Annotated in this window: 19 protein-coding genes and 1 pseudogene; 12 read left to right on the forward strand and 8 right to left on the reverse strand. The window is 66.9% G+C overall.

Annotated features, from left to right (window positions below; genetic code table 11):
• The first annotated feature begins 13 nt into the window (after positions 1–13).
• Positions 14–493, forward strand: a complete 480-nt coding sequence (locus LGN17_RS24135; RefSeq protein WP_226199131.1) for a cupin domain-containing protein — start codon at positions 14–16, stop codon at positions 491–493.
• On the opposite strand, the pseudogene LGN17_RS24140 reads toward LGN17_RS24135, so the two are convergent.
• Positions 490–779, reverse strand: a pseudogene (locus tag LGN17_RS24140) (ArsR/SmtB family transcription factor); the annotation flags it as partial. The gene LGN17_RS24135 and the pseudogene LGN17_RS24140 overlap by 4 nt on opposite strands.
• A 124-nt stretch (positions 780–903) precedes the next feature.
• Here LGN17_RS24140 and LGN17_RS24145 point away from each other — a divergent pair.
• Positions 904–1,725, forward strand: a complete 822-nt coding sequence (locus LGN17_RS24145) for an SDR family NAD(P)-dependent oxidoreductase (RefSeq protein ID WP_226198899.1) — start codon at positions 904–906, stop codon at positions 1,723–1,725.
• A gap of 79 nt (positions 1,726–1,804) precedes the next feature.
• Here the strand turns inward: LGN17_RS24145 and surE are convergent, their stop codons facing one another.
• From surE to LGN17_RS24160, 3 genes are all read right to left on the reverse strand, one after another.
• Positions 1,805–2,584 carry a 5'/3'-nucleotidase SurE gene (gene surE, locus LGN17_RS24150; protein ID WP_226198900.1) on the reverse strand — a complete coding sequence of 260 codons (780 nt, stop codon included), beginning with the start codon at positions 2,582–2,584 and terminating at the stop codon, positions 1,805–1,807.
• Between the two features lie 182 nt (positions 2,585–2,766).
• Positions 2,767–3,075 (reverse strand): AzlD family protein, encoded by a 309-nt coding sequence (locus LGN17_RS24155; protein ID WP_069250570.1) that lies wholly within the window; start codon positions 3,073–3,075, stop codon positions 2,767–2,769.
• The gene (locus tag LGN17_RS24160) at positions 3,068–3,802 is read right to left on the reverse strand and encodes an AzlC family ABC transporter permease (protein ID WP_226198901.1); all 735 of its coding nucleotides are present in this window, start codon (positions 3,800–3,802) and stop codon (positions 3,068–3,070) included. The genes LGN17_RS24155 and LGN17_RS24160 overlap by 8 nt, the downstream gene beginning before the upstream one ends.
• A 124-nt stretch (positions 3,803–3,926) precedes the next feature.
• On the opposite strand from LGN17_RS24160, the gene LGN17_RS24165 reads away from it, so the two are divergent.
• The 3 genes from LGN17_RS24165 (at position 3,927) to LGN17_RS24175 (ending at position 6,019) form a co-directional block, all read left to right on the forward strand.
• Entirely contained in the window at positions 3,927–4,385 is a 459-nt protein-coding gene (locus tag LGN17_RS24165; protein ID WP_012365188.1) for an Lrp/AsnC family transcriptional regulator, read from the forward strand.
• Between the two features lie 226 nt (positions 4,386–4,611).
• Positions 4,612–5,181, forward strand: a complete 570-nt coding sequence (locus LGN17_RS24170; protein WP_175956779.1) for a hypothetical protein — start codon at positions 4,612–4,614, stop codon at positions 5,179–5,181.
• A gap of 136 nt (positions 5,182–5,317) precedes the next feature.
• Positions 5,318–6,019, forward strand: a complete 702-nt coding sequence (locus tag LGN17_RS24175; protein ID WP_226198902.1) for a YebB family permuted papain-like enzyme — start codon at positions 5,318–5,320, stop codon at positions 6,017–6,019.
• Between the two features lie 342 nt (positions 6,020–6,361).
• On the opposite strand, the gene LGN17_RS24180 is transcribed toward LGN17_RS24175, so the two are convergent.
• Positions 6,362–6,994, reverse strand: a complete 633-nt coding sequence (locus tag LGN17_RS24180) for a LysE family translocator (protein WP_226198903.1) — start codon at positions 6,992–6,994, stop codon at positions 6,362–6,364.
• Between the two features lie 424 nt (positions 6,995–7,418).
• On the opposite strand from LGN17_RS24180, the gene LGN17_RS24185 reads away from it, so the two are divergent.
• From LGN17_RS24185 to LGN17_RS24195, 3 genes are all read left to right on the forward strand, one after another.
• Positions 7,419–9,056 (forward strand): ShlB/FhaC/HecB family hemolysin secretion/activation protein, encoded by a 1,638-nt coding sequence (locus tag LGN17_RS24185; protein ID WP_226199133.1) that lies wholly within the window; start codon positions 7,419–7,421, stop codon positions 9,054–9,056.
• Positions 9,057–9,119: 63 nt separating this feature from the next.
• Complete coding sequence (locus LGN17_RS24190; RefSeq protein WP_226199135.1) at positions 9,120–12,452, forward strand: GLUG motif-containing protein; 3,333 nt, start codon at positions 9,120–9,122, stop codon at positions 12,450–12,452.
• Positions 12,453–13,046: 594 nt separating this feature from the next.
• Positions 13,047–16,151, forward strand: coding sequence for an ATP-binding protein (locus LGN17_RS24195; RefSeq protein ID WP_226198904.1), 3,105 nt, complete (start codon positions 13,047–13,049; stop codon positions 16,149–16,151).
• Positions 16,152–16,237: 86 nt separating this feature from the next.
• On the opposite strand, the gene LGN17_RS36895 is transcribed toward LGN17_RS24195, so the two are convergent.
• Positions 16,238–16,504: a hypothetical protein gene (locus LGN17_RS36895; RefSeq protein WP_413227044.1), complete on the reverse strand. Its 267-nt coding sequence runs from the start codon at positions 16,502–16,504 to the stop codon at positions 16,238–16,240.
• A 264-nt stretch (positions 16,505–16,768) separates the two neighbouring features.
• Here LGN17_RS36895 and LGN17_RS24205 point away from each other — a divergent pair, with 264 nt between their 5' ends.
• Entirely contained in the window at positions 16,769–17,440 is a 672-nt protein-coding gene (locus LGN17_RS24205) for a response regulator (protein ID WP_012365196.1), read from the forward strand.
• Positions 17,441–17,621: 181 nt separating this feature from the next.
• Entirely contained in the window at positions 17,622–20,708 is a 3,087-nt protein-coding gene (locus tag LGN17_RS24210) for an ATP-binding protein (RefSeq protein WP_226198905.1), read from the forward strand.
• Positions 20,709–21,430: 722 nt separating this feature from the next.
• On the opposite strand, the gene LGN17_RS24215 is transcribed toward LGN17_RS24210, so the two are convergent.
• Together LGN17_RS24215 and LGN17_RS24220 are read right to left on the reverse strand one after the other, a co-directional pair.
• On the reverse strand, positions 21,431–21,763 hold the full coding sequence (locus LGN17_RS24215; protein WP_226198906.1) for a DUF2322 family protein: 333 nt from the start codon (positions 21,761–21,763) through the stop codon (positions 21,431–21,433).
• A 107-nt stretch (positions 21,764–21,870) separates the two neighbouring features.
• Positions 21,871–22,572, reverse strand: a complete 702-nt coding sequence (locus LGN17_RS24220) for a flavin reductase family protein (protein ID WP_226198907.1) — start codon at positions 22,570–22,572, stop codon at positions 21,871–21,873.
• A 297-nt stretch (positions 22,573–22,869) separates the two neighbouring features.
• Here LGN17_RS24220 and LGN17_RS24225 point away from each other — a divergent pair, with 297 nt between their 5' ends.
• Together LGN17_RS24225 and LGN17_RS24230 are read left to right on the forward strand one after the other, a co-directional pair.
• On the forward strand, positions 22,870–23,196 hold the full coding sequence (locus LGN17_RS24225) for a thioredoxin family protein (RefSeq protein WP_226199136.1): 327 nt from the start codon (positions 22,870–22,872) through the stop codon (positions 23,194–23,196).
• A 10-nt stretch (positions 23,197–23,206) separates the two neighbouring features.
• Positions 23,207–23,626 (forward strand): secondary thiamine-phosphate synthase enzyme YjbQ, encoded by a 420-nt coding sequence (locus LGN17_RS24230; RefSeq protein ID WP_226198908.1) that lies wholly within the window; start codon positions 23,207–23,209, stop codon positions 23,624–23,626.
• Position 23,627 lies beyond the last annotated feature (1 nt).

Consider the following 23,627-nt stretch of genomic DNA (forward strand, 5'->3'; position numbering starts at 1 on the left):
TTGCGAGAACCCCATGTCGACTCCCTTTCCCCGGGAACTGCTGAAGGCCGCTGATATCGCGAAGATGGAACCGGTGCGCGCGGTGCATTCGCTGAATCCCAATGCCGTTCGTCTCAAGCGACAACTCAGCGACCTGACCGGCCTGACACAATTCGGTGTTCACCTGCTCACGCTGATGCCCGGACACGAATCGGCCGAGTATCACCGTCACCTGTACGAAGAAGAGTTCGTGTACGTGCTGTCCGGCACCGGCGCGGTCACGATCGGCGAGCGCACCGAGGCAATCGGGCCCGGCGATTTTCTGGGCTTTCCGCGCGGCGGCGAAGCGCATACGGTGCAGAACACCGGCGATACGCCGCTGGAGCTGCTCGTCGGCGGGCAGCGGCTCGAGCACGACGTCTGCGAATACCCGCGAGTCGGCAAGCGGCTCTATGTCGCGGGCGAACTCGAAGACTATGTCGATCTGCCGAAGCGGCCTAGATCGCCCAAGTAGTCGCCCATCACCTTGTTGATCTCGTCGACGTTGCGCTCGCCCACGCGGCCGAACGCCTTCATCAGCAAGATGACCTCGCTGTCGCCGGCGAGGCGATACACGATGTGCTGGCTGCGCCGCTCGGTATCGACGAGGCGCACGCGCCGCAGGATCGGCAGGTGCCGCGACGTGTTCGCGAACGTCATCCCGACAGCGCCGTCAGTGCCTCGACCGACCGCTCACGCTGGGCGGGGTGCTCCGGCAATTCGAGCCGGGTCGGATGGCCGGGCGCCTGCGCGAGCTCGGCCCTGCGATCGGCGCGCTGTCGGCCGGCCTGATGGCCGACCGCTTCGGCTTGGCCGCCGCGACGTTCGCGTCAGGGGCGTCGTCGCGATTATGATGCGGGAACGCCACTGACAGGGTTCCCCGATATGGACGCGCCGCTTCCGCCGATCTCTGTTCCGATTCCCGAAACGGAACCTGAAACCGAAACCGTTGCCGAGCCGCGCGCGTCGCGGCTGCATCGGCCGGTCGCGCTCGTCACCGGTTCGACGTCGGGGATCGGCGCGGCGGTTGCGCGCCGACTGGCGGCGGACGGCCATGCGCTCATCCTGCATTCGCGCCGCTCGGCGGACGTGGGGCGCGCGATGGCGCGCGAACTCGGCGCGGCCTATGTGCAAGCCGATCTCGCCGACGACGCCGAGCGCGTGCGCCTGATCCGCGAAGCCGTTGCCGTGCACGGGCGGCTCGACGTGCTCGTCAACAACGCGGGCGTCAGCCGCGTGATTCCGCATGACGACCTCGCCGCGGCGACTCCCGACGTGTGGCGCGAGATGCACGAGATCAACGTGATCGCACCGTTCCGGCTCGTCGCCGAGGCGGAGGCCGCGCTGCGCGAGGCGGCGTCGCACGGGCGGGCCGGGTGCGTGGTGAACGTCAGCTCGCATGCGGGCGTGCGGCCGAAAGGCGCGTCGATTCCATATGCGGCGGCGAAGGCCGCGCTGAATCACACGACGCGGCTGCTCGCGCGCACGCTTGCACCGGCGATTCGCGTCAATGCGGTCGCGCCGGGGCTCGTCGATACGCCGCTTACGGCCGACTGGACGGACGCGCAGCAGCTCTGGCGCGAGCGCGCGCCGATGCGCCGCGCGGCCACACCGGACGACATCGCGCAGACGGTCGCGATGCTCGTCGCGTCCGACTACGTGACGGGCGAGATCGTGATGCTCGACGGGGGAATGAACCTGACGTGATGCGGTGAAGCAGCCGCGCACCCGCGCGCAGGTGTCACGTGCGCGCTGGCCGCGACCGCTTGCTGGCCGGATCAAGCGATCAGCCGAGGCGCGATCGCAGTTGCGCGAGCGCCTGGTCGTGCGTGCGCTCGAACTTCAGCGGCGTGACGGCGACATACCCATCACCCAGCGCGACCGTTTCCGAATCCGCATCGTCGTCGCGCGGCGCGCGTGCGAGCTTCAGCCAGTGATACTCGAAGTCGCGCGGGTCGCACCTCGACACGATCTCGACGCCCTGTAGCGTACCGGCGCCCTGGTTCGTCACCTTGAGGCCACGCACGTCCTGCGCGGGCCGCGGCGGGAAGTTCACGTTCAGGCACGCATCGCTGTCCCAGCCGGCGGCAACGAGCCGGCGAATGACGTCCGGCGCAAGCGCGAGCGCGGTGTCCCACGGCACCGCGTTGCGATCGGTGAAGGCCTGGCTCAGCGCGATGGCCGGCACGCCGACCAGCATGCTCGTCATCGCGGCGCCGACCGTGCCGGAAAACACCGTTTCGGTACCGAGGTTCCCGCCGCGATTCACGCCGGACAGCACGATGTCGGGCCGCGCGTCCTTCATCAGGTGGCCGATCGCGATCGCGACGCAATCGCCGGGCGTGCCGCGCACCGCGAAACGGCGGTCGCCCTTGCGATGCACGCGCAGCGGGTCGTGCAGGCTCAGCGAATGAGACGTGCCGCTCTGGTCTTCAGCCGGTGCAACGATCCACACTTCGCGCGCCAGTTGCGTGGCAACCTGTTCGAGCACGTCAAGGCCGGGGGCATCGAATCCGTCGTCGTTGGTGAGCAGGGCACGATCGAACAGCGGGCGGGTTTCTGGCATCGGGACGATCCTCGTGGAGATGGGCAATGAGAGGGGGGCGTGCAGTGTGGCGCCAGCCACAAGGCTAGCATTCCCGCGTGAGAATCGTCGTGTCGCGCGGTGGGCGCGGATGCGAAAACGGGCGCATCGCGCGCCCGTTGGCCGGTGTGCATGCCGCGACGGGCGCGGCGGGTCGGAACCGTTCAGCCGAGCAGGTGCCGCAGCAGGCCGGCCGACACGACGCCGACGATGACGGTCGGCAGGATCGACAGGCGCGTCGCCGCGATCAGCGTCACGGCCAGCGCGAGCAGGTCGGCCGGGCGCGTCGACACGAACGCCGGCGCGATCACCGAGATCAGCACGCAGCCGGGCACGTTCTCCATCACCGACGCCATCCGCGGGCTCAGCGTGCGGTTGCGCAGCAGCACGTAGCCAAGGATGCGCGACAGATACGTCGTCGACGCCATCAGCACGATCGTCGCGACCGTGCTGAAATCCGGGAAATCAGGCATCGCGCGGCTCCCACAGCAGCGCGGCGACCAGCCCCGCGCAGGCGCCGGCCGCGACGTACCACGCGCCGGGCACGGCCAGGTGCGTGGCTGCGGCGACGACGAGGCTCACGAGCCACGGGCGGCTCGCGCGCATCCCTTTCCACATCCCGCGCAGCAGCACCAGGAATACCGCCGTGAACGCCATGTCGAAGCCGTACTGCTCGACGTTGCCGATCGTCGGGCCGACCGCCGCGCCGAGCGTGGTCATCGAGATCCACGTCAGGTAGAGCCCCACGCAGATGCCCGCGTAATAGGGCACGCTGATGTGCGTGGCCGAGCGCGCCCGGGCGTCGGCGAGCGACATCGCCCAGCTTTCGTCACACATGAAGAACAGCGCGAAGAACGCGCGGCGGCGCGGCAGGCGGCGGATATACGGCTCGAATGCGGCGCCCATCAGGATGTGGCGCGAATTCACGAGGAACGACATTGCGACGATCAGCGCGATATGCGGCGGCGATGTCCACAGATGGATCGCCGCGAATTCGGAGCCGCCGCCGAAGTTCATGCCGGTCATCATCGGCACTTCGAACAGGCTCAGCCCCTTCTGCGCGGCCTGCGCGCCCAGCACGAGCGCGAACGGCACGAAACCCAGCATGACGGGCAGCGCCGCGCGCAAACCGCGACCCATCTCGGCGACATAGGCGGGCTTCTCGCGAAGCCCTGACGACGTTGAAACGCTACTGCTCATTACTCCTCCTTCGGGGGAGGAATTGTCTGCTTTTTTGACTCGAATCGGGTTGCGTTGTGGCCAGATTTTTCTCAGAATTTGGCATTGAACGCGTGATACGCAAATTTTTTGGAATTGAATGCCAATGAAACTTGACGCCATCGACCGCCGGATCCTGAGCGCGCTCCAGCGCGACGGCCGCATGCAGAACGTGGAGCTCGCACACGAGGTCGGGCTGTCGCCGTCGCCGTGCCTGCGGCGCGTCCGGCTCCTCGAGGAAGCCGGCGTGATCGAGAAATACGTGGCCGTGCTGAATCCCGCGAAAGTCGGCAAGGGGCTGACGATCTTCACGCGCGTGTGGCTGAAGGGGCAGGACGCGGAATCGGTGAACCGCTTCGCCGAGGCCGTCCAGCAGATGCCCGAAGTCGTCGAATGCCACCTGATGGCGGGCGATTGCGATTTTCTGCTGCGCGTCGTCGCGGCCGACATCGACGACTACCGGCGCTTCCAGATGGAAACCCTCACGCGCATTCCAGGCGTGCTGAGCGTGAAGACCGACATTCCGATGCAGAAGGTCAAGCTCACGTCGGCGCTACCGACCTAGCTCGATGCCGGTGCGTGTCATGCAACGGACGGGTCGACGAACGGCCACGGCTCGGTGACAATCGCTCGGTAGACTGACGAATCGCCGCGCTTCGAACCGGTTGCCTGGGTGGTCGCGCGACGTTCGATGCGCAAGCAACTAACGGTCAACGCCGACGCGATCGGGCAGGCGGTGCTGCGCGCCGGTTCATGCGCCGGCGCGGGCGTTTCTTCTTGTCGGGTCATTCATGCAGCCAATCAACACGCCGTGGAATTCGCTGGAAATCGTCAAGCTCGTGCTGGGCGTGCTGACGCCGTTGTCGGTTGCGTGTCTCGGCTGGCTCGTCGCGCGCCGGCTGAAGCGGCTCGAACTGGTGCAGTGGACCAACCAGCGATTGATCGAGAAGCGGCTCGCGCTATACGACGCGGTTGCGCCGCAACTCAATGCGTTGCTGTGCTTCTACACGTGGATCGGCTACTGGAAGGACATCTCGCCGGACGACGTGATCCGCGCGAAGCGCGACCTCGATCGCACGTTCCACATCTACCGCTACCTGTTCGACGACGACGTGTACGACGCGTATCACACGTACATCCACGCGCTGTTCGACATGCATACGGGCCCGGGCCGCGACGCGCGGATCCGCTCGCTGATCCAGGCGCCCGACGGTGATCGGAGCGTGCACGGCTCGTACGAATGGAAGCCCGCGTGGTCCGAACGCTTCTCGACCGCGAATGTCGTGCCGAAGGACGACGTGTTGCGCCACTACACGCAGTTGATGGAGCGGCTGCGCGTGGCGCTGGGCGCGACGCGCTGAAGGCCGCGCGGCGGCCGCGCACCGGTATCGAAATTCGCCACCCGGCGGCGCGGATACCCGCCCTCGCGGAAGCAGCGCGTGCGGCGCGCGGCGGCAGCTGACATGCTCGCGCCATCTCCACTCGCGCGAGGTCCGTATGGTTGTCGATACCGGCTGCCAGCCGCTCATGATCCGCTTGCCTGAAGCGGGCCGGCGGCGTCTCTTCTCCTCGGGTTATCACGATCCGAATGACATGCCGCTGCCGATCGAGCCGGAGATCGGCGACATCGTCTTCATCCGCGTCACCGTGCGACCGTTTCTCGAAGTGGCGAGCGCGACGCGCTCGTGGACGAATCACGTCGGGATCGTGATCGGCGAGCGCGGCGGCGAGCCGTTGATTGCGGAGAGCACGTTTCCGCTGTCGCGCGTCACGACGATGTCGCGTTTTCTCGCGCGCTCCGATCGCGGCGCGTGCGTGATCGCGCGGCTGAAGCAGCCGCTCGATGCCGCGCAGCGGCGCCGGCTCGTGGAAGCGGCGATGCGCCGGACCGGCGTGATCTACGACACGGGTTTCAATCTCGCGTCACGCCGGCAGTTCTGCTCGCGGTTCGTGCGCGAGGTCGTGCGCGATGCGACGCGGATCGTGCTCGGCGACGTCGAGACCTTCGACATGCTGCTGCGCCGGAATCCCGACCATCCGCTCGGCTTCTGGAAGATCTGGTATTTCGGCCGGATTCCGTGGCGCCGTCGGACGGTGATGCCGGCGAGCTTGCTCGAGAGCGGGGCGTTGCACGTCGTGGCGGATACGCGCGAGCACGTTGAAAACGTGTCCGAAGGCGCCGATCCGGACAGCGTCTGACTCCAGCGAGCGAGGTCGCGAACCTCTTGTCACCGGCCGACGCCCGCTTGAGCGTCGTATCGAGTGATCGCGCACGCCGGCTCTTCACGAACGCGAGCCGGCGTTACTCCACAGTGGGCGCGCTCGTTTCCGTGCCTTCCGCGATATCGGTCGACACGATGCCGGCCACTCGCCGCACAGCCAGCAGCGCGCCGAGCGCTGCAAATGCCTCGCGATTCAATCGTTCGTATTCAGTGAGCCGCTTGGGGGCCGACAATGCGCGTTTGCGCGGATCGTCATACGTTCCCCTACCGAACCTCATTCACTCGATTGCACCGGCGTGATTGCCCGGCAGGGTCACGACTACTGCCGCCCCGCCACCGCCAACCGCGCGGCCAACCCCACGAACACCGACCCGAGCAGATACTGCGGCAGCTTCGACGGGCGGCGGCGCGCGCCGATCCGCTGGCTCAGCCGGCTCGCGGACAGGATGACCGCGCCGTTCACGACGATGCCGATCAGGTTCAGCACCGTCGCGAGCACGAGAATCTGCACGGCGATCGAACCGTGCCCGGGGCGCACGAACTGCGGAAACAGCGCGAGCACGAACAGCGCCATCTTCGGGTTCAGCAGGTTCGTCGTCAGCCCCTGGCGGAAGATCGCCGCGGTCGAGTGGCGACGCTGCGACGCGACGGGTGACGGCGCGGTTGCATCCGAACGGAACGTCTTCCACGCGAGATACAGCAGATAGGCGGCGCCCGCGAAGCGCACGACGTCGTACGCGATCGGCACCGCGAGAAAGAGCTGCGACAGTCCGAGCGCGGCGGCGAGCGCATGGCAATAGGTGCCGGCCTGAATGCCGGCAAGCGTCGCGAAGCCCGCGCGCCGGCCCTGGCTCACGCTGCGGGACGCGATCAGCAGCATGTCGGGGCCCGGCGTGGCGGTCAGCGCGAGACATGCGCCGGAGAACAGCGCGAGCGTGGAGAAGTCGATCATGGGCGTCCCTTTTGCGTGAGCGGCGTGAAAGGAATGCCACTTTAGGCGTGCCGCCGCAGGTGGTCAACCGTGCTCGCGCGATGCTTGGGTCGACGGCCGGCTTCCATCCTTTCGATCAATCGGAAGTCGTCTTTACCATTCGCACGCCTCGTCCGGCCGCGCCAGCAATTAACAATTCAGTCACGAATTTTCGTACGTGATCTAAATACATGCGAAATGTCCGTCTGTAGCATTCGGCGCTTGAGTTGCAGCTGGCAAGTGCCTTGCCGGCAAGGTCCGAATGTGTTCCATGTGGGTAGATCATATGCAAGTCGTCGACCGCCGTCGGGCCGTCATTGGTCGCGTCGAAGCGGCGCGGTCACGCGAGGCCGGTTCGCGTTCGGTGTCGCGCGACCTCGGCGTGGTTCTGCGGGTTCGCCACGCAATGTGTGTGGCGCTGATCTGCGGTGGTGTCGCGAGCCTGTTCGAGCCGGTCCATGCACAAGTGCCGGATGCGGGGCGAGCGATGCGCGATATCGAGGCGCCGCGGCCGGATCTGCCGCCGGAAGCCGCGCCCGAACTGACGGTGGCGCCGTCGGAAGAGGCTGCCGAGCGCGCGCCCGAGTCGGGGCCTCGCGTACTCGTTCGCGCATTCGCGCTCGACGGTAATACCGTGTTCGGCAACGACGAGTTGCAGCCGCTCGTCGCCGATCTTGCGGGCAGCACGCTGGGTTTCGCCGACCTGCAACGCGCCGCCGCGCGCATCACTGCCTACTATCGCCGCCATGGCTACGTGCTGGCGCGTGCCTACCTGCCTCGCCAGGACATCGACGACGGCGTCGTGCGGATCGAAATCGCCGAAGGGCGCTACGGCGCAATCACGATCCGGAATCATTCGCGCGTGTTCGATGCCGCGCTGCGCCAGCCGCTCGCGGCGCTGCAGCCGGGCGATGTCGTACGCGGGTCCGCTCTCGAGCGCAGCCTGTTGCTGCTCGACGACCTGGCCGGCGTCGCCGCGCGCGGCACGTTGCGTCCGGGCGATACGCCCGGCACTACCGATCTCGTCGTCGACGCAGACAAAGGGCCGCTCGCGTCCGGGTCGCTCGAATTCGACAACTTCGGTGACGTCGCGCTCGGGCGCTACCGTGTCGGCGCCAGTGTCGACGTCAATTCGCCGCTGCGGCTCGGCGATCGCCTGAGCCTGCGCGGGCTGCTCAGCAACGAACTGCAGCGCTACTACCGTGCCGCGTACCAGCTGCCGGTCGGCCCCGCGTCCACGCGAGTCGGCGTCGCGTATTCGTCGCTGCGCTACCGGCTCGGCGGAGCATTCTCGGATCTCGATTCCAGCGGCCGGGCGAGCGTGCAGACCGCGTACGTGACCCAGCCGCTCGTGCGCGCACGCAACCTGAGCGTCACCGCGCAGGCCCAGTACGAAAACAAGAACCTGCGCGACGACTACGGGATATTCGCTATCCGGCGCGACAAGAACATCGGCCTGTGGACCTTCGGCGTCAGCGGCAACAGTCAGGACGGCTGGCTGGGCGGAGGCCGCAACGGGTTCTCGGTGATGTTCGGTGTCGGGCGGCTGCGCAGCAACGATCCGTTCGAAGCGGATGCGCTGAAAAAATCGATCGGCAGCTTCACGAAGCTGAACGTGAGCGCGCTGCGGGTGCAGGCGCTCGGGCGTCGGTTCGAGCTGTACACGCAATTCAGCGCGCAGCTCGCGTCGCGCAATCTCGACGAATCGGAGAAATTCAGTCTCGGCGGCCCATACGGCGTGCGCGCATACGCGCTCGGCGCCGGCAGCGGCGACCAAGGCTGGCAGGCCAGCGCGGAGTTGCGGTATCTCGTCGCGCCGGGCTGGCAGGTCAGCACGTTCGTCGACGCCGGGCGCGTGCAGGCCGACAAGTTCCCATGGTCGCGTGAGCGAAACATGCAGCACATGCAGGCCGGCGGTGTTGGTGCGAGCTGGTTCGGCGCGAAGCGCCAGGTGACGCTGACGGCCTCGTGGCCGCTCGGCGCGGCGTTCGGCTCGCCGACCCGCGCGCCGAGCGTATGGGTTCAAGCCGCTCAGTATTTCTGAGCGTGCGTGATCGGTCCGTCCGACAGGGCGGGTTATAAAAAGCAGATTGAAGAGGATACCAAAATGAACAAGGCCTATTCACTGGTGTGGAATGAAGCACAGGGTGGCTGGTGCGCGGTCGGGGAAACGGCGCGCCGTCGCGGCAAGTCGGGCGGCGGCAAGCGCCTGGTTGCTGCGGGCGTGTCGCTGCTGGGGCTGGCTGCTGCGTCGGGCGCGTACGCGCTGCCGACGGGCAGCGAGATCATGTCTGGGCAGGCCGACATCGCGAAGTCGGCGGACAACAAGACGATGTCGATCAACCAGCATACGGACAAGCTGATCACGAACTGGCAGGACTTCAGCGTGGGTAGCGGCGAGCGGGTGTCGTTCAAGCAGCCGACGAGCCAGTCGATCGCGCTGAACCGGGTGGTCGGCGCGAACGGCAGCCAGATTCACGGCCAGCTGGACGCGAACGGGCGGGTGTTCCTGGTGAACCCGAACGGCGTGATGTTCGGCGCGGGCGCGCAGGTGAACGTGGGCGGTCTGGTGGCGTCGACGCAGAACCTGTCGGACGCGGATTTCCTGGCGGGCCGCTACCGGTTCGCCGGAGCCTCGGGCCAGTCGGTGGAGAACGCCGGGACGATCACGGCGGCGGACGGCGGCAGCGTGGCGCTGCTGGGCGCGCGGGTGTCGAACACGGGCGTGATCCGTGCGCAGATGGGGCGCGTGGCGCTGGGCGCGGGCAATGCGTTCAACGTGAACTTCGACGGCAACGGGCTGCTGAACCTGCAAGTCGAAAGCGGGGCGGTGGACGCACAGGCGCACAACGGCGGGCTGCTGAAGGCGGACGGCGGGGAGGTGCTGATGACGGCGCGCGCGGCAGGCGATCTGCTGGGTTCGGTGGTTCGGAACAGCGGCACGATCGAAGCGAAGGGCCTGAGCAGCCGCGCGGGGAAGATCACGCTGGACGGCGGCGAGGTTCAAGTCGGCGGGAAACTGGACGCGAGCGCGCAGGACGCCTCGACGGCAGGCGGCACGGTAACGACGCGCGGCGAGCGGGTGACGGTGTCGCGCGACGTGCAGGTGGATACGCGTGCGGCGTCGGGCCGCGCCGGCCAGTGGACGATCGAGGCGGCCAACGCCGGGGTCGGCGGTAACGCCGCGATCGACGGCGAGACGCTGTCGCGCAACCTGGGCACGACGAACGTGGCGCTGACCAACACGTCGGGCGACCTGACGGTGGGCGACGCGGTGAACTGGGCGAGCGACAACGCGCTGGCGCTGACGTCGAAAAAGGGCAACGTCGACCTGAAGCAGTCGCTGACGGCGAGCGGCGCGAACGCGGGCGTGACGATGAACGCGGCGCAACGCATCCGCATCGGCAACAACGTGGCGCTGACCGGCGAAAACGCGAGCCTCGCGCTGAACTCGGGCAGCGGCCATACGCTGACGAACGATGCGGTAGTCACGCTGTCGGGTCGCAATGCGTCGTTCTCGGCGAACGGTGAAGCGTATCGCGTGATTCACGATCTCGCGGGGCTGCGCGGCGTCGATGCCAACATGAACGGCCGCTACGTGCTGGGCAACGCGATCGACGGCAAGGGTGCGCAATTCCGCAGCCTCGGCGGCGACAGTGCGTCCTTCAGCGGCGTGTTCGACGGTCTGGGCAATTCCATCGGCAATCTGTCGGTCTCGAATCCCGGCAGTGCGGTCGTCGGGTTGTTTGCGGTCAACACCGGCCGCATCGCCAACCTCGGGCTCGACAAGATCACGGCGCGCACGCCGGCCGGGTACACGGCGTCGCCGGTCAGCGTCGGCGCATTGGCCGGCTACAACCTGGGCGACATCACCAACGTAAAGGCGAAAGACGTCCTGGTGAGCGGCAACGGCCGCGCGATCCTCGGTGGCCTGGTCGGCAGCAATATCAGCGGACGGATCGATCGCGCATCGGTTTCGGGCCGCGTCGAAGGCGGCAGGGACGCGCTGTACGTCGGCGGTCTGGTCGGAGAAAACCGCACGGCCCTTCTGCCGGATCTGGGCGACGCGACCATCAGTAACAGCCGCGCCGACGTCAAGGTCAGCAGCGAGTCGGCCGGTGATACGGGCGGCCTGGTCGGTGTCAACCGCGGCGTCATCACGGCGTCGACGGTCGCGGGTAGCGTCACCGCCCTGGCCCGCGATGCGCGTGTCGGCGGCCTCGTCGGTTACAACGAAGGCGGGGTGATCAAGGCTGCTTCTTCGTCGGCGAGCGTGCGGGCCGGCCACGATGCGACGGCGGGCGGCCTCGTCGGCTACAACGCCGCGTTGATCGACGCATCCGACGCGACGGGCGACGTGACCGTGGGCGACAACGGGAAGGCAGGCGGCCTGGTCGGGGAAAATCGCGGCACGATCGCCGCGTCGACGGCGGGCGGCAAGGTCGTTGCGGGTGCGTCGGGTTCGGTCGGCGGGCTCGTCGGCGTCAATCGTGCGACGATCGTGGCGTCGACGGCGCGCGGCAGCGTTCAGGCCGGCAACGCCGCGATGGCGGGCGGTCTCGTGGGGTTGAACGAAGGCACGGTCCGCGCATCCACTGCGCTCGGCAACGTCTCCGCGGGCGCCGGCAGCCAGTTGGGCGGTCTCGTCGGCCGTAACGCGGACAAGGCCGAGATCCTCGCATCGGACGCACATGGCAAGGTGGAAGGGCGCAACAACGTGAAGGCGGGCGGGCTCGTGGGCTCGAACATCGGCAAGGTGGACGGTTCGTCGGCCAGCGGCGCGGTCAAGGTCGGTGCGCAGAGCCAGGCAGGCGGTCTCGTCGGCGACAACAACGGCCTCGTGGCCGCTTCGTCGGCAGGCGGCACCGTATCGGCCGGCGACGACAGCATCGCAGGGGGGCTCGTCGGCTGGAATGGCGCCATCGGCAAGGTGGTGAGCGCCTACGCAAGCGGGGCCGTGAATGTCGCCGGCAGGGGCAGGGCAGGCGGCCTGGTCGGCCTCAACTGGGGCGGCGTGTCGTCGTCGGGCGCGTCGGGCGACGTCGTTGCCGGCGCCGGTAGCTACGTCGGCGGCCTGGTCGGCCACAACCACATGGTTGCTTCGATCGATGCGTCCGACGCCATCGGTTCGGCGAAGGGCGGCGATGGCAGTTCGGTTGGCGGCCTGGTCGGCAAGAACGACGGCAAGATCGCGTCGTCGTCGTCGTCAGGCTCGGTGTCCGGCGGGCGCAATGCACGGCTGGGCGGCGTCGCAGGCGAAAACTTCGGCAACGTCGATCGCTCGAGCTCGCGCAGCCGTATTGCCTATACGGCCGGCTACGACCAGTTGTACGGTGGGCTGGTCGGCCTCAACTTCGGCTGGATGAGCGGCAATGGCGTGAGCGGAAACGCGGCGGCGGTGCCGCTCGCGGGCCTCGATTTCGGCGAAATCCGGAACTGATCGGTCCCGTTCGGGGAGGCGTGGCGGGTTGCCGCGACGCCCGCCTCCCCGGCGCGTCGCGCTGTCGCGACTTTGGTCCGACGCCCGTTCGGCACAGGTGCCGTGCGGGTCGGCGGGCCGGCGATGGCGGCACGCGCGCCATCGTCGTGTCTGCCTTCGTCGCAACGATGCTTTGCAAGGGTTCTTCGCGTCGATCCGCGAAGAACCCTTTCTTTTGGGTGGCGAGCCGGGCGCGGCCGGAAAGTCGCGGGACAGTCGGTATGCGGCGCCGTCGTTACGCATCAAGGTAGCCGCGCGACCGGGCTATCCCTGAAAAAACGCCAACTCATCGTGTTGCCTGAGCGGCTCACCCGCCGAACGCGCTGTCAGCGCAATGCGAAACAAACGACTCATATTTCCTGCATCAAATTTCGTTCAAGTCCGAAATTGCGAGGCCGTTCGATGTGACGTGTACGAAATGGTTCGTACGAGGCGGACACCCCCGCAGGCCTTTGGCATGATCGGAATCCCCCTTCTTTCCAGGTGTTTTCCGAGGCGGTCACGGATGTCGGAACGATGTCGTTCCGGTCGCGTTCGCGATCGCCGCCGCGCGCCATGTCGCAGAGCCCGCTTCAATCCCTTCGTCGTTACCAGAGCATTTCGGTGTTCGGCGGCGGCATCGTCGTTACCATCCTTGTCCTGATCGCTTGCGGTCTCGGGATGGCGTCGATCGTCTCGGGGTATGTCGAAGGGGAGCGGCGCAACTACCTGAACGGCCTGGAGCAGACGCTGAACGAAATCCAGGTGAGCGAAACCTCGTTCCGCAACGGCGTCGCGAACGCGCAACTGATCTGGCAGGAGGCCAGCGCCGCGCCGGCGGCGGTCGTCGACACCTTCTTCCTCGACGACCAGCGCGTCGCGACCCGTCCGCATCCGTCGCTCGTCATCGGCGTGCCCGCGCAAACAGGCGATCGGGCCGAAGTCGCGCGCTATCTGTCGCTGTCGATGCTGTTGGCACGCATCTGCGCGGCCAGTTCGATCAATCGCGGGCGCACGCTCGAGGGCTACCACTACAGCACGCGCACCGGTTTGTTCGCGCTGGTTCCCCATCGAAACCGAGACGATCCGGCGCTGGTGTCGCCCGAAAGCCGCGCACGCGTGCTGGACGCGCTGCGCGTCGATTTCGAACGCCCGTATCCGGGCATCACCGACTCGCGCCCGCACGTGCGCTGGCTGGCGCCGTTCACCGATCCCGTGTCGGGGCAGCCGCGCATCCGGCTCGCGGCCGAGGCGCGCGACAACGGCAAGCCGTTCGCGGTGCTCGTCACCGAATATCCGCCCGATTACCTGCTGTCCTGGCTCGCCGACTATCGTCCCGAAGGCATGTTCTACATCACGACGGCCGACGGTCGGCTCGTCACGATGGATCCCACAGCGCGCGAAACCGGTCGCGTGGAAAGCCTGCTGAAGCTGAACCCGTCGCGGGGCGGCGCGTCGGCGTTGGGGGCGCCGGTGTTCCGGGACGGCTTCCTGCTGTTTCACGGCAAGCTCGAATCGACGGGCTGGACGCTCGCCTATGCGCTGTCGTGGACCGACATCGCGGCCGGCGTCGCGCGCTCGGTCGGCACGCTCGGCGCCGCGACGCTGCTCGCGCTCATGGTCATGTGGGGGTTGCTGCTGCGCTTTCATCGGCGGGAGTTCGTGCCGCTCTACGCGCACTCGCAACGCGTGTTCGACAGCGAAGCGCTGTGCCGCAGCGTGATCGAGATGGCGCCGATCGGGCTCGGGCTGATCGCGCGCGACGACGGGCGTTGCATGCTCGTGAGCCCCGCGCTGACGGACATGATCGGGCGGATCGGCGGCGACTATCATGCGCTGTCGAGCCAGGTGGTCGACGCCTGGCAGGCGCGCGGCGATGCAGGCGGCGAGCAGCACGGCGGCCTGCTGCTGGGCGACGTGCAAGCTGCGCCGCTGCACCTCGAATTCATTGCGTGCGGCGCACGCTATCAGGGCACGGACGTGCTGATCGTCGCGGTTGCCGACGTGACCGCCAAGCGGCAGCTCGTGCAGCAGCTGGAAGAGGCCGTGCGCGCGGCCGATTCGGCCAATGCGGCGAAATCGTCGTTCCTCGCGGCGATGAGCCATGAGATCCGTACGCCGCTGAACGTGATTCTCGGCAACCTCGAACTGCTCGAGCGCTCGGCGCTCGACGCGACCCAGCATGGCCGCGTTCACACGCTGCGCACGTCGGCGACGAGCCTGCTCGCGCTCGTCAGCGACATTCTCGATTTCTCGAAGATCGAGGCCGGCGCGATGTCGGTCGAATCGATCGCGTTCGACGTGACCGCGGTGGTCGAGCGCGAGCTGAACGCGTTCGCGACGATCGCGAAGGCGAAGGGGGTGCAGCTGTTCTGCGAGATCCATGCGAGCAGTACGCAACAGATGCGCGGCGATCCGACCCGGTTCGCGCAAGTGCTCCGCAACCTGCTGGGCAACGCGCTCAAGTTTACCGACGTCGGCCGCGTGACCGTGCGCGTCGCGGTCGTTGCCGACAGGCACGACGCACCGGAGCTGTCGGTCGAGGTCGAGGACACCGGCATCGGCATCGCCGACGAACATCGACGCAAGCTGTTCAATGCATTTTCGCAGGTCGATACATCGATCACACGACGTTACGGCGGCACGGGGCTCGGGCTTGCGCTGTGCGACCGGCTCGTCGCGGCGATGGGCGGCCGCATCGCGGTGGAGAGCCAGCCGGGTGTCGGCAGCCGGTTCAGCGTGCTTCTGCCGCTCGGCATGGACGTCGTCGCGCTCGACCGGCCGCGCGCGGCACACGCCCACGCGCTGGCGCTGATCGCCGCGCATCCCGGGTGGCGCGATTTTGCGTTGCCGCATCTACACGCATGGGGATTCGACGTCAGCGTGTACGACAGCCCGTCGAGTCTGCCGGCCGGCATGGCACGACGCGGCGCGGTCGTGCTGTTCGGCGATTCCGACACGTGGTCGCGAGCGGATCTGAACAGCCTGAGCGATTGCGCGCCGCTGATACTCGCGACACCCGATGGCCCGCTCGAACCGTATCGCGCGGGCGACACGGTACGCGTATCGTGTTATTCGCTCGGCGGCTTGCGTGCCGCGCTGGCGCTCGGCGGCCAGATGGGCGATGAAAGCGGGATCGATGCCGTATCGGGCGACGACCCGCGGCGTGGCGATTCGCATGCTCGCGATTCGGCAACGGTCACCGCATCGCGCGACGCGGCCGCGCACGGCAGTCGCACATTGCGCGTGCTCGTCGCAGACGACGAAACCATCAACGACTCGATTTTCAGCGAGCAACTGTACGCGCTCGGCTACGCGGCAACCGAGGTCGGATCGGGGCGCGCGGCACTCGAATCGCTGGCCAGCGACGACTGGGACGTGCTGCTGATCGGCGACGACCTGCCCGACATGCGCGCGCAGCAACTGGCGGAAGCGGCACGTGGCGTCGATCCCGCGTGCGACGTGCTGGTCGTGACGTCGCATTTGACGCCCGAGGGCATGCACCGCTGCACGACAGCCGGTGTCCGACGCGTATTGACGAAACCCGTGACGCTCGGCCACCTGCGCGGCGCGCTTGCGCATGCGTGGCAGCGCCGTAACGCGACTTCGGCGAAGGAGCCGTGCGCGGCCATGTGCACATCGAGATCAACCAATCATGAAACGGCTTTGCATGACAAATAACCGACAGCATCGTATGCGTCAACGCGTATCCAACATAACAAAGGCAGGGTGCCGACGCACGTTCACGTTGCGCGGCAGAATTCAAATCAATACTGGAGGGGAACATCGTGCGTCATGTAGGGAAGATATTCGCACTGTTGCTCGATTTCGCCGCACTTTCTGAGAAGTCTCGTCGGGAATTCCTGACGATGATGAACGAGTTTCTGCTCATGTCGCCGGTTCAGCGGCGCCGTACCCTGATCGAGTGGAAAAACAGGGTGGACGACAATACGCATGACCTGCCCGGCGATTCGAGCCACCGATAGCGCGCCGTGTAACGGCCCAGCCGAGCTGCGAGAGAGCGCGGCCGGCATCCCGTAACGGCTCCGAGCCGTCGTGATCTTCGGACAATCTGCACGGTGCGGCCGTGCGGACGCGTCGTGTGCACGGCGAGCGCCGGCGCATCGTCCGCCGTACGGCCACGCGTCGATCGAAGGGCAGACCGGGATTTATCTTAAAATTGAGGCATTATTTGTCCGGTGCGCCGAATACGGCCAGCCATCGACACGATGGCGCGAGCATGCTCCCGTCGCGGCGGGGACCGGATGCGTGACTGAAAGCCTCGGGGAAACAGGAACATGGACGAATTCTTTGTACGCGTGATGGTAGCCGACGATCATCCGGCGTCCGCGCTCGGTATCTCGCAGGCATTGCAGGGCAACAGCACGATCAAGCTCGTGGGCACCGTTTCGAACTCGACGGACCTGGTCGCGGCGCTCGACGCGCAGCAGAGCGACGTGCTCGTGCTCGACTACGTGATGCCGGGCGGCAAGTACGGCGACGGGCTCGTGCTGCTGTCGTTCCTGCAGCGCCGCTATCCCGCGCTGCATATCGTGACGATCACGATGATCGACAATCCGAGCGTGCTGCGCGCGATCCACAAGCAGGGCGTGAGTTGCATCCTCAGCAAGTCCGATGCGATCTCGCACCTGATCGGCGCCGTGCATGCCGCGTACGTCGGTGCGAACTACATGTCGCCGTATATCAAGCAACTCCTGCAGGACATCGAATCCGAGCCCGCCACTCGCGCGCTGACCACGCGCGAGATCGAGGTCGTCCGCTTGTTCGGCGCGGGCTACACGGTGGGGGAGATCGCCGCGCAGCTCCATCGCAGCAAGCAAACCATCAGTTCGCAGAAGTCGAGCGCGATGAAGAAACTCGGGATCGTCCGCGATGCGGATCTGATCCGCTATAACGACGAGCAGAACCTCTCCGGCGCGCCTGACGGCGATGCGTCGTCGTCGACGTGACGCGCGCGCGAGCCGGTTGCCGCTCTGGATCGGCTTCAGCGCGGAAGCCGTCGAAGTGAGGCCCTACGTGTGGGTGGCGGCACGCCACGCCACGTGACTGCCCTGTCTTACAGGGAGGCGATGCGCCGGCATCGGCGAATGACGCGGCATGCCCGGCCACGAGCAACGAGATCGATACGACATGCCCGCAAAGCTCAAGAGACTTGTTTCGTACCCCGCCGTTGCCAGTCGCAAGCCATTCGAGCCGGGGCGCGTCCGGCGGCAGCAGCAGTTCCTGCTGTATGCCAGCGGCGCGGCGATCTCGGCGTTCATTCTGGCGTGTGCGACGCTCGTGCTGCTGCTCGACGTGCAGGAGTCCCTCGAGCGCTTCCGGGTCGAGTTCACGGGGCGCCGGGCCGAACTCGTTGCCGAGGTGGAGATCATGAGGGCGCTGCGCAATCGCTATGTCGAGGACATGGAACTGCAATGGGCCAGCGTCGCTGAAAATCCGCGAAGCCTGCCCGGGGTGCTTGCCGGCAAGCACGGCAAGCAGACGTTCGTCGGGCGGAACGGGCGAATTGCGATCGCGGCATTCGCCGACATCCCGCCGGCCGTATCGGCGAACAGTCACTTGCCTTATCTCGCGCGCTATCTCGAGCCGGTCGAGATCACGGGCGTCCTGCCGCCGGCACAACCGGCCGATCCGGGCGGTTCTTCCTATCTGATCGATCCGAATGGCGAGTTCATCGTGACGGCAGGGCATCCGTTGGTGAAACGAGCGCTTGCGTTGCCAGGCGGTTTCGATGTCAAGGCACTCGTCGCGCAATTACGGCCGATGACGAACGATACATCCGTGTCGATGGCGCCCGTCGCTCGTCAAAACACGATCACGCTCGAGCGGCGATTCGATCCGGTGCTCGGACGCTCCGTGCTGCGGATGGTGCAATGGGTGCTTGGGGCGAACGGCAGGCCGGTCGTCTGGTTCGTCATCAACAGCCCGCCGCTGATCGAAGGGATACTGCGCTCGCCGGGCGCCGGCACGGAATATGCGCTCGTCGATTCCGGCGGACATCTCCTGCTCGGCCGGCAACCCGACAGCACGATGGTGGCGCGCGCGCTCGAGCATGCGCGCCACGACGATGGCGAGCGGGCGGCCGCACATCGCGTCGGCATGAACTTCGTCGTCAGCGACAGGGTGCCGAGATCGGACGACGTGGTGATGGCGACCATCTCGTGGCGTGCCGTTTTGAATGATGTAGCGTTGCGCGCGAGCCTGACCGTCGCGCCCGCGCTCTTCGCGATCGCGCTGCTGTGGATCGCAATCGTGATGTTCGACCGGCGCGCACTGCGCCCGGCGAATCGGCGGGCGATTCGCCTGATCGAAAGCGAGGCGCTCAACCGGACGCTGATCCGCACGGCGCCGGCCGGGCTTGTGTTGCTGTCGTTCGCCGACGGCGAAACGATCATGCGCAACGACGCGCTGATCGCTTACGAGCAGGACGTGTCGGGCGAGCCGCTCGGCAAGCGCTTGTGGCGCGCGTACCGGGACGGCGCGCTTGCCGGCCATGCGCGTACGCGCGTGACGCGGGAGCTGGCCGTCGAGCGCGCGGGGCACGGCACCGTTTATCTCGACGCGCACATCGTGCGCACCCGGTACCGCGGGATCGACGTGCTGCTGTGCACGCTGCTCGACATCACGGCCCGCAAGCAGGCGGAGGCGAAGCTGCGCGAGGCGCGCGAGGCCGCCGAGTTCGCGAACAAGGCGAAGTCGACGTTCCTCGCGACGATGAGCCACGAGATCCGCACGCCGCTCAACGCGATCATCGGCAACCTGGAACTGATGGAGCGCGCGCAGATGGCACCGCCGCTGCGGCGCCGGCTGGGGACCATCATGTCGTCGTCCGATGCGCTGCTGCGCGTGATCAACGACGTGCTCGACCTGTCGAAGGCCGAGTCGAACCAGATGGCGCTGGAAAGCATCCCGTTCGACCTGCGTCGTGTCGTGAACGACGTGGCGGCGATCTTCCGCCCGCTCGCCGATGCGAAAAACCTTGCGCTGACGTGCCGCATTGCCCCGGATCTCGCCGATGGTTACGTGGGCGATTCGACCCGGCTGCGGCAACTGGTCTCGAACCTCGTCAGCAATGCGATCAAGTTTACGAAGCGCGGCGGCGTGACGATCGACGTGCGGCTTGCAAAGGCGAGCCCGGCCGGCCGTTGCGTCGAAATCGCCGTCAGCGATACGGGCATCGGCATTCCCGAAGACAGCCTGCCGACGCTGTTCGACGTCTATGTCCAGACCGATGCGTCGATCTACCGGCGCTTCGGCGGCACGGGGCTCGGGCTGCCGCTGTGCAAGCGCATCGTGACGCTGATGGGCGGCGCGTTGAAGGTCGACAGCCGTCTTGGCGAAGGCACGGTTTTCGTGGCTGCGTTGCCGTTGCCCGAAGCGCCGTCCGGTTGGCGAGACGATGCGCCGGAACCCGGGACGTTCGTGGATGCCGAGCGCGGATACGACACGGAGATGGACGCCGAAGCGGGTGCGGAGGCTCTTGCCGAGTCCGACGATGAAGAACCGCTGAAAGTGCTCGTCGCCGAGGATCATCCGGCAAGCCGGGCGTTGCTGCGCGACCAGCTCGACGCGTTGGGCTACGACGCGACGATCGTCTCCAACGGCATCGAGGCGATGCGCGCCTTTTTCGAGAGACCGTACGACGTCGTGCTGACCGATCTCGGCATGCCGGAACTCGACGGCTTCGCACTCGCGAACTTCCTGCGCGAGCAGGGCGCGCGGGTGCCCGTGATCGCGATGACGGCACACGCGACCGACGAGGATCGCCGGCGCTGCGAACAGGCCGGCGCGGTGGAAGTCGTGCTCAAGCCGCTGTCGATCGAGACACTCGATGCTGCGTTGCGGCGGCATGCGGGACGCGACGCGACGTCGCCCGCAGCGGCGGCTGAGCGAATGCCTGTCGCGCCCGCGATGACTGATGAGGTGCGGCATCGACTGCACGAGGCAACGCTGCATTCGCTCGCGGCGATCGGCGATGCGCTCGCGAGCGGCGACGCCGATACGCTGCGCATCGAACTGCATTCGATGCGCGGGGGTTTTGCGCTGGCGGGCGATGCCGATGCGCGTGACGCTTGCGCGCGCGCCGAACATGCGATGCGGGATGGCGGCCCGGAAGCATTGAAATGCGTGTGGGATTCGACCGAGGATGCCGTTCGGCTGGCACTTGGAAGGTTGTCGACGGGTAGCGGGTCGAATCCGGGCGGAGCGGGAAAATAATCCGGAGTATTGATCGTCGGTTCAGGGGCGGCGGTTGCCGTGCCGGGAATCGCTGTTGGAACATCCTGACAACCACCGCCAGACGAAGGCGTTTATGCCCTTAAAAGCGGCAGCGTGGCGAATGCCTTCGCATGATGCGTGTACCCGCATCATGCGAAGGCACGCGAAGTGCCGCACGACCGGGCGCAAATCGCTGCGACGATCGACACGTCGCTCAGCGGAGCGCACTGGCATGTGCGGAGGCGGGATGGTCGTGGTCGATGCCGGGGCGGCAAACGGTTCCCGCAGCAGGCAGTATGCGTTTGGGGTGCGTGTGTGCGATGCGTCGCAAAAAATTCGACGCCGATGCGTGATGGACAAGGTGATTCGCTGGCGGCAGTGTGCGTGATCTTTGCGAGATCTTGTCTAAATCAGGACGACCAATCGCGAAAGTGACGACTGGCGTGCGAAGCCGTCATCGATGACATGAATGCGGGGCGCATGCATCATGGCAAGCATGGCGGCGATGCCTTTCGCGAAACCGGGCCGGCGTGCAGCGGGCAACTGCGGGTGCTCGACGAAAGCGAAGCGTCCTGGTTGACGCGTGCCTGGGTTCGATCGCGCATGACTGAATTGCCGCGGTTCTGCAGGCGGAACAATGATGCGGCACGCATTGGCACCCATTGAAGAGCGGCATGAACGTGCTACGCATCCATCTACGGCGTCATCGCCCCGCCTGTCGCTCAACCCTTCGCGACGACGTCGATGCGCAGCGCGTCGCCGCCGGCCGCGATCGCGAGCAGGCGATCGACGTTCGGGTGCGCGCCGGGGCGGTTGCGTGCGTCGGCGGTGTGCTCCGCGAACACCGCGAGGCCATGCTCGGCAGCCTTCGCGTCGAGCGCGCCGAATGCCTGCTTCAGGTAATGGTAGACCGCGAGCGAACCCTGCTTGCCGGGCTGGTTCTCGATGCTGGCGACCACGTCGCCGTTCGCGGCGACGAGATCGATGCGCGCGATGCCGTCGATGGCCGGCAATTGCGCGAGGTTGTCCTTGAATACTGGGGTAGCTTGAATCACTGAAAACACTCCGTCGGTTCGGTCATCGGCCAATGAGCATGGCCGGCCGTATTTTATCCGATCGGTCTCGGCGCCCAGACCGGCGCGGGCTGCTACATCGCGCTTCATCACCGCCGGGCGTTGGCCGGCACGCCCGCTTCCCGCGAACGCTCGATGTCCGGGCTGCGATACGCGCGCTCCGGAATCTCGGCGAGCCTCGACGCATGCAGCTGCCGCGGCGCCAGGCCGTAAAACCGCTGAAAACTCATGATCAACGGCGACCATCTGTCCGGATCGATGCGGTCCGGATGGCCGTCCATCAGCAGGTCGGGATGCACGTGCACGCGCTGGATGCGTACCTCGAACACCGTGATCTTCCCGCGCAGGTCCGGTGTTTCCTCGGCGAGGCCGTGCGTGGCCGCGACGACCGCTTCCAGGTGAATCGGGCACTCGAGCGCACGCGGCGGCCGCACGGTTTGCGATGGCGTCTCCGTCAGCCCGGCCATGCCGAACTTGTCGGGTTCGTACACGTAGCCCTTCGCGCGCTTGCCGTCGGGCACCGGATGCGTGCCCGTCGTCCGTGCGATCCGGTCGACCGCGTGCGCTTGCGCGGAGGACGGCAGGTTCAGCACGCATTCGCCGGTGCGCAGCAGGTTGCGGGTGGTCTGCGAACTGGCGGCGATGCCGATTACACCGCGCCAGCCGAGCCAGAACGCGGACGAGATCGGCGCGAGATTGGCCGTGCCATCCGGATTCAGCGTGCTGACCAGCACGACGGGCGTGCCGAAATAGAGGATGTTCGGTTCGGTGACGCGATGCAGAGCGTTCATGGTCGGAGCCTTCGCTTCGTTGAGGGATCGGTTCGCATGCTGATCCTGTCGCGGCCGCGCGGCGCTCCGATTCTTGTCGTCTCATCCGGAGACGGTCGCGATGCGGCGACGCACGAAAATTGCTCGCCCTCCAGTGCCTGCGATGCGCGGCAACGGCGCGAGCATGCGGCGCGCGAGCGGCCATGAGCGCATCGGCGCCACGCAGGCTTTTCGGCTACAGTAAGAAATCGCAGGCCGCATGCCGCCGCGCCTCGCGCGCCGCACGGCCACATTCCGGAATTGCACATGAGGGCCCCGATGGACACGCTGCAACGCTATACCGCCAACGCGCCCACGCGCGAGGAAGTCGAAGCACTCGCCGGTTCGACCGTCATCGAATTCGGCACCAACTGGTGCGGCATCTGCGCGGCCGCTCAGCCCGCGATCGTCGAATCGTTCGCCGCCCATCCCGCCGTGCGCCACTTGAAGATCGAGGACGGGCCGGGCCGCCCGCTCGGCCGCTCGTTCCGCGTCAAGCTGTGGCCGACGCTGGTGTTCCTGCGCGACGGCGTCGAGGTCGCGCGCGTCGTGCGCCCCACCGATGCCGGACAGATCGAAGCCGACGGCTTCGCCGCGCTGGCCTGACGCCATGGCCATGCAACAAGCCATCACGCATATCGCCGTCGACGTGCACGGCGGCGGCCTCGTCGAGTTCACGCCGCAGGTGCGTGCGTTCGTCGACCAGCAGTCGATCCGCACGGGCCTGCTCACGGTGTTTTGCCGCCATACGTCGGCTTCGCTGCTGATCCAGGAGAACGCGGATCCGTCGGTGCGGCGCGATCTCGAACGTTACTTCGCGACGCTCGCGCCGGAAGACGAAAGCCGCTACGAGCACGACACCGAAGGCCCCGACGACATGCCCGCCCATTTGCGCACGGCGCTCACGCAGGTGCAACTGTCGATTCCGGTCGAGCATGGCCGCATGGTGCTCGGCACCTGGCAGGGGATTTATCTGTTCGAGCATCGGCGCGCGGCGCACCGGCGCGATATCGTGCTGCATCTGATCGGCGAATGAA

It is taken from the genome of Burkholderia sp. AU30280 (assembly GCF_020420125.1).
In the GTDB taxonomy this organism is placed as follows: Bacteria; Pseudomonadota; Gammaproteobacteria; order Burkholderiales; family Burkholderiaceae; genus Burkholderia.